Source organism: Stenotrophomonas sp. STEN038 (assembly GCF_056759895.1).
Genome location: NZ_JBRRDW010000104.1, coordinates 1 through 5,040 on the forward strand (window position 1 = coordinate 1; position 5,040 = coordinate 5,040).

5 protein-coding genes are annotated in these 5,040 nt (G+C 64.3%); 1 reads left to right on the plus strand and 4 read right to left on the minus strand.

All coding sequences use genetic code 11. The annotated features are described in order from the left end of the window. Positions 1-447 precede the first annotated feature (447 nt). Positions 448-1,374 carry an oxygenase MpaB family protein gene (locus tag ACVOLS_RS21255; RefSeq protein WP_481547273.1) on the minus strand — a complete coding sequence of 309 codons (927 nt, stop codon included), beginning with the start codon at positions 1,372-1,374 and terminating at the stop codon, positions 448-450. A 331-nt stretch (positions 1,375-1,705) separates the two neighbouring features. Between ACVOLS_RS21255 and ACVOLS_RS21260 the strand changes: the two genes are divergently transcribed. Beyond that, entirely contained in the window at positions 1,706-2,308 is a 603-nt protein-coding gene (locus tag ACVOLS_RS21260) for a hypothetical protein (protein ID WP_481547274.1), read from the plus strand. 47 nt (positions 2,309-2,355) lie between these two features. Here the strand turns inward: ACVOLS_RS21260 and ACVOLS_RS21265 are convergent, their stop codons facing one another. From ACVOLS_RS21265 to ACVOLS_RS21275, 3 genes are read right to left on the minus strand one after another with little or no spacing between them, the layout of a single operon-like run. Further along, entirely contained in the window at positions 2,356-2,685 is a 330-nt protein-coding gene (locus tag ACVOLS_RS21265) for a hypothetical protein (protein WP_481547275.1), read from the minus strand. Positions 2,686-2,713: 28 nt separating this feature from the next. Further along, entirely contained in the window at positions 2,714-3,487 is a 774-nt protein-coding gene (locus tag ACVOLS_RS21270; RefSeq protein ID WP_481547276.1) for a LytR/AlgR family response regulator transcription factor, read from the minus strand. Beyond that, positions 3,477-4,817, minus strand: a complete 1,341-nt coding sequence (locus tag ACVOLS_RS21275) for a histidine kinase (RefSeq protein ID WP_481547277.1) — start codon at positions 4,815-4,817, stop codon at positions 3,477-3,479. Before ACVOLS_RS21275 ends, ACVOLS_RS21270 begins: the two co-directional genes overlap by 11 nt. Positions 4,818-5,040: the final 223 nt, after the last annotated feature.

The following is a 5,040-nucleotide window of genomic DNA, read 5'->3' on the forward strand; positions in this document are numbered from 1 at the left end:
CTGCCCATCGAACGCCCTTGCGCCAGCGCAAGGGCCGGGGCGCGGAGCGGGGGTTGGGGTGAGGGCAGCTTTTCGCTGGTAAAGCCCCTGCCGAGCATGGCTCGGCACTACCGCTTTAGCCCCTCTCCCGCCTGCGGGGTGAGAGGGGCAGGGTGCGAACCACAGGTTCGCTGCCCATCGAACGCCCTTGCGCCAGCGCAAGGGCCGGGGCGCGGAGCGGGGGTTGGGGTGAGGGCAGCTTTTCGCTGGTAAAGCCCCTGCCGAGCATGGCTCGGCACTACCGCTTTAGCCCCTCTCCCGCCTGCGGGGTGAGAGGGGCAGGGTGCGAACCACAGGTTCGCTGCCCATCGAACGCCCTTGCGCCAGCGCAAGGGCCGGGGCGCGGAGCGGGGGTTGGGGTGAGGGCAGCTTTTCGCTGGTAAAGCCCCTGCCGAGCATGGCTCGGCACTACGTCAAATCGGGCCAGGCCGAGAGCGCCGCCGGCTCCTGCCCTACCCGCTTGCAGGCGCGGGTGGAAATACCATCGTTCAAAGCAATCCGGAACAGCGGCGCCACGCTGCGCAGCACCCGCGCTGCCACCACCGATTGCAACTGCTGGCCACGACTGCGACCGAGCAGCTGCACCGCCCACTCCGGCAACAAGGCCGCGCCCGCTGCCAGAAACACATCGCGCGACACGCCCGGCAGCGGTACCGGCAAGCGCACTTCACTGAGCACGTCCAATACCTCACGCGAGCGCTCATCCATGCTCAGCTGCGATTGCTGCGCCTGGAAGTAATCGCGCACCTGCGCTTCGCTGGACGGCACATCGCGCGCGCCCAAGGCCTCGGCCACGCGCCGGTATTCGTCGTAATAGCGATCAGCAATGGCGGCTGGAACTTCGCGGCAATAGCGCCGGCAACCTTCCAGAAATCCATACGCTTCGGTGACATGCACCCAGGTCAGCAACTGCGGATCGTCGGCGGCATAGGTACGGCCATCGGGCAACGTGCCCACCACCTGCGCATGAATGCGCCGGACTTTGGCGATCAGCTTGTCGGCCTCGGCCGCCGGTGCATAACTGGTACCGGCGACAAAACTGGTGGTGCGGCGCAGCCGCCCAACCAGATCCTCGCGGAAATTGGAGTGGTCGTACACGCCGGCCAACGCGCGCGGGTGCAGCAACTGCAGCATCAACGCGCACAAACCACCGGCCAACATGCCGGGGAACTCGGAATGGATACGCCAGGTGACGCTGCCCGGCCCGAACCAGCCCGGATCGCCCAGCGGCGTGTCGTATTCAACGCCGTTCTGGTTACGTGGAAAGGCATCCAGCACCCAGCGACGGATATGGGCGGTGGCGGCGGCAGAGACGGGGCTGAACAGGGATGACATGGCGCCTATCGTACCGGTCCAGCTGCGCAGCTGGCTTGCCTGAGCGGCCGATCCGGCTTCCGTACAGCCGCCGTCAAGGCCCGGCCCCGGCGCCGGACAGTCAATGTGCGAATGCAGCAAAGAATTCGACAAAAACTGAAACGTCCTTCGGCTTGGACGATGACGCACCGCAAAAATTCCGCGCTGTCATGGTCTCACGTTAAACACCGCCGGCCGGTTCTTCGCACCGCCCCCATTGCCAAGTGCGACGAAAGTGCTAGAACTGAGCCTGCCTGACCGCACCAACCTGCATCCGTCGCTCGTTCCAGCAAGTATCTGCAAGGAGCTCAACATGATCGCACTGTTCAAAGGTTTGGGATTGCTGCTGCAAGACAACGAGCTGTACAACAGCCCGTTCGAGAAACAGGTCGATCATTGGAAGAACCTGAGTGATCAGCAGATACGTGAGGAAGTGTCGGTGCTGGCCAAGGCCAAGTGCCAATGGCTGATGGCCTCGATCGTGCTGTGGCAGGCGTCGTCACTGCTGATCCTGGGCCTGATCACCAATTACCTGTGGCGCGATGACTTCCATATCACCTTCACCCGCATCGTGATCGTGCTCGGCTCCTGGGTATCGATCCTGTTCGTGATCTGGTTCATGGCCAACATGTTCGACCACACCGCTGGCTTCGAGCGCTGGATGAAGGCCTTCAACAGCCGCGCCCGTATCAGCTCCGATGCGGACAGCGTGGATGAAGTGGCCGAAGCCCTGGAAATGGCCGAGCACTATCCGGAAGTACTGGACTACAAGCAGGCCGTCACCAGCAGCCGCGAGCTGCGTCACGAAGACGTGCGCATCATGCGTGAACTTGGACGCATGCGGCAGCATTCGGAACTGGTCGGCAAGCTCAATCACATCGGTGACGACGGCTTGCGACTACAGCCTGCGTTCTGAGCCAGTCGCACTCCCTGAAACCCATCGCCGCGCTCGTCGCGGCGATTTTATTTCTGCAGGGTTACCTGCTGGGAATATCCGCTGGGCAAGCCGCTCAACTGGCGGGTGGCGCCGACCACGACAACAAAATCGCCCAGGCTTTCGCGACGGCACAGCTGGGCATCGCCAGCACCACTGCAGTGCTCGCGGTACAACAGATAATTGCAGCGACCCGTATCACTCTGCAGGCACTGGAAGCGGCTGACGCCGTTGGCCACGGTGGTGCGGCTGAGCAGGCTATGTTCACCGCTGATGCGGGTGACCGAGGTCTGCCCTGGGGTTTCATGGATGCCCAGCATCGACAGCAGGCTGCCGATCAAAACTGTCAGGTAATGCATGGCAATACTCCGGCAAGCGGGGGCGGCATCACATGCCGCGGAACAGGCTCATGAAGGGTTGGCTGACCACCAGCGTTTCACTGCGCTGTTTCAGCCGTAATACGCCGCGGCCGCTGTCATCGCGGCTCACCGCCGCCACCGCCTTCATGTTGACGATGGTGGCGCGGTGGATCTGGCGGAAGCTGTTGGCATCCAGGGCGGCCGTGAGTTCGCGCAGCGAGCTGCGCAGCAGCAGTTCTTCCTCGGCGGTGACCACCACGGTGTATTTGCTGTCGGCGCGGAAATACAGCACTTCGTCCAGCATCACCAGGCGGGTCTCGCGACCGTTGCTGGCGGTGATCCAGGCCAGCGGTGGTGCGGCCAGCGCCGCGGCAGGCTGCCTTGCCAGTTGCTGCAGCAGCCGCTCCAGTACCCCCGGGTCCGCATTGCCGCTCTGCCTGCGCGCCAACACGCGCTGGCGGGTTGCCAGCAGGCGCTCATCGCTGACCGGCTTGAGCAGGTAGTCCACCGCGCCCTGCTCGAACGCGCTGATCGCGTACTGGTCGTAGGCGGTAACGAACACCACTTCGGTCTGCGGGCTCAGCTGTTGCAGCGCGCGAGCTACATCAAGCCCGGTGATGCCAGGCATGCGGATGTCGAGGAAGGCCAGATCGGGCTTGTGCGTTTCCAGTGCTTCCAATGCGGCGGCACCGTCTTCGCACTCGGCGACGATATCGAGCTCTGGCCACAGGCGCTGCAGCTGGGCGACCAGCGCCTGACGCAGCAGCGGCTCGTCTTCGGCGATGAGTGCTTCAAGATGCACGGGGCAACTCCGGGATGTTCACTGTTGTCTGCATCGGTGCGTTGTTTGCCGGCACTGCCGTCGGTGCGACAGCAGCCATGGGCGGCGGTGATGCAACACGCTTGGGCAGGCTGATGGTCGCGGCCATGCCGCTGGGGAAGTTGGAAACCAGTGCAAGCGTGGCTTGTTCGCCACAGCTCAGGCGCAGGCGTTCACGCAGGTTCTTCAGGCCGATGCCGGTGCCGCTGTTGTCGGTGCTGATGCCCTGGCCGTCGTCGGCGACGGTGATCGTCAGCTGACCGTCCAGCTCGCGCGCCAGTATCCACACCGTGCCACCGCCGCTCTTGGGCTCCAGGCCATGCTTGATCGCGTTCTCGACCAGGGTCTGCAGCGACATCGACGGCAGGCTGACGCCGTGCAGGTGTTCAGGCACATCGATCTGCAACGTCAGCCGCGAGCCCATGCGGATCTGCAGGATTTCCAGATAGGCCTGCACCCGTTCCAGTTCCTGTCCCAGCGTGGACACCGACTGGTCGATGCCTGGCAGGGAGCTGCGCAGGTATTGGATCAAGTGCCCCAGCATCTGCTCGGCGCGGGCGGGATCGCTGCGGGTCAGCACCTGTGCGTTGGCCAGCGTGTTGTAGAGGAAGTGCGGCTCAACCTGTGCATGCAACAGGTTGAGGCGGGCGACGCTGAGCTCCTTCTCGGCCTCGGTACGTGCTGCGTGCTCGCGCTCTTCGCGGCGCTGCTGGGCGACCTTGCCGCTGAGCGCATGGGTGACAGCCTCGGCGTTCTCGTAGTTGCTGCCTTCATCGAGCAGCAACAGGTCCACCCAGGCACCGGCATCGGGCTCGAAGAACAGGGTGACACTGCTGGTGTCGGCGCCCGGAATCACGCGGGCGGTGATCTGGTTGTGCTTGATCGCCAGCCGCGCCATCGGGTTCCAGCGTGATGGCGGACGCTCGCCATAGGGATCGGCGCGGCGCTGTGTGGCGCGCAGCTGCAACGTGCCGACCGAGCGCTCCAGCTGCTCGATGCGCGGCATCTGCCCGATCACCTGCTCCAGCAGCGCGAACGCGGTAGGGGCATCCAATGGCAGCTCGACCTGGCGGCGATGGCGATTGGCAAGACTCTGCGAATCCAGCCGGTCGGCGATCAGGGTGACACGACGGATATGACCGACCACGGCGGTCAGCGCGAAGATCATCAGCGCCATCGCGGCGAGGCCGAAGATCCAGCCCGGTGACTGATCCATGCCACTGAACAGGCCACTCCACAGGAACGCGGCGACGAGGATCGTCAACGCCCAGGCGGCGAGTATGCGGAAACCGAGAAAGAGGCTGGCGAACATGGGGCAGTCACCGTAGGGATTGGGGGTGAGCATAGGCGCCGCCCGCCAAGCTGCAAGCGGCCTGCGACGAAACCGGGAAAACGGCGATCAAACCCGGATTGGGCGGGATGGAAAACGGCGGCCACTGTAGTGCCGAGCCATGCTCGGCAAGGGGTCCTACCGATAGACCCTTGTAGTGCCGAGCCATGCTCGGCAAGGGGCCTTACCGGTAGAGCCCCTGCCG

Bases quoted from the DNA above. Each gene is read 5' to 3' on its own strand.
- ACVOLS_RS21255 (WP_481547273.1), bottom strand. From the start codon at position 1,374: ATGTCATCCCTGTTCAGCCCCGTCTCTGCCGCCGCCACCGCCCATATC.
- ACVOLS_RS21260 (WP_481547274.1), top strand. From the start codon at position 1,706: ATGATCGCACTGTTCAAAGGTTTGGGATTGCTGCTGCAAGACAACGAG.
- ACVOLS_RS21265 (WP_481547275.1), bottom strand. From the start codon at position 2,685: ATGCATTACCTGACAGTTTTGATCGGCAGCCTGCTGTCGATGCTGGGC.
- ACVOLS_RS21275 (WP_481547277.1), bottom strand. From the start codon at position 4,817: ATGTTCGCCAGCCTCTTTCTCGGTTTCCGCATACTCGCCGCCTGGGCG.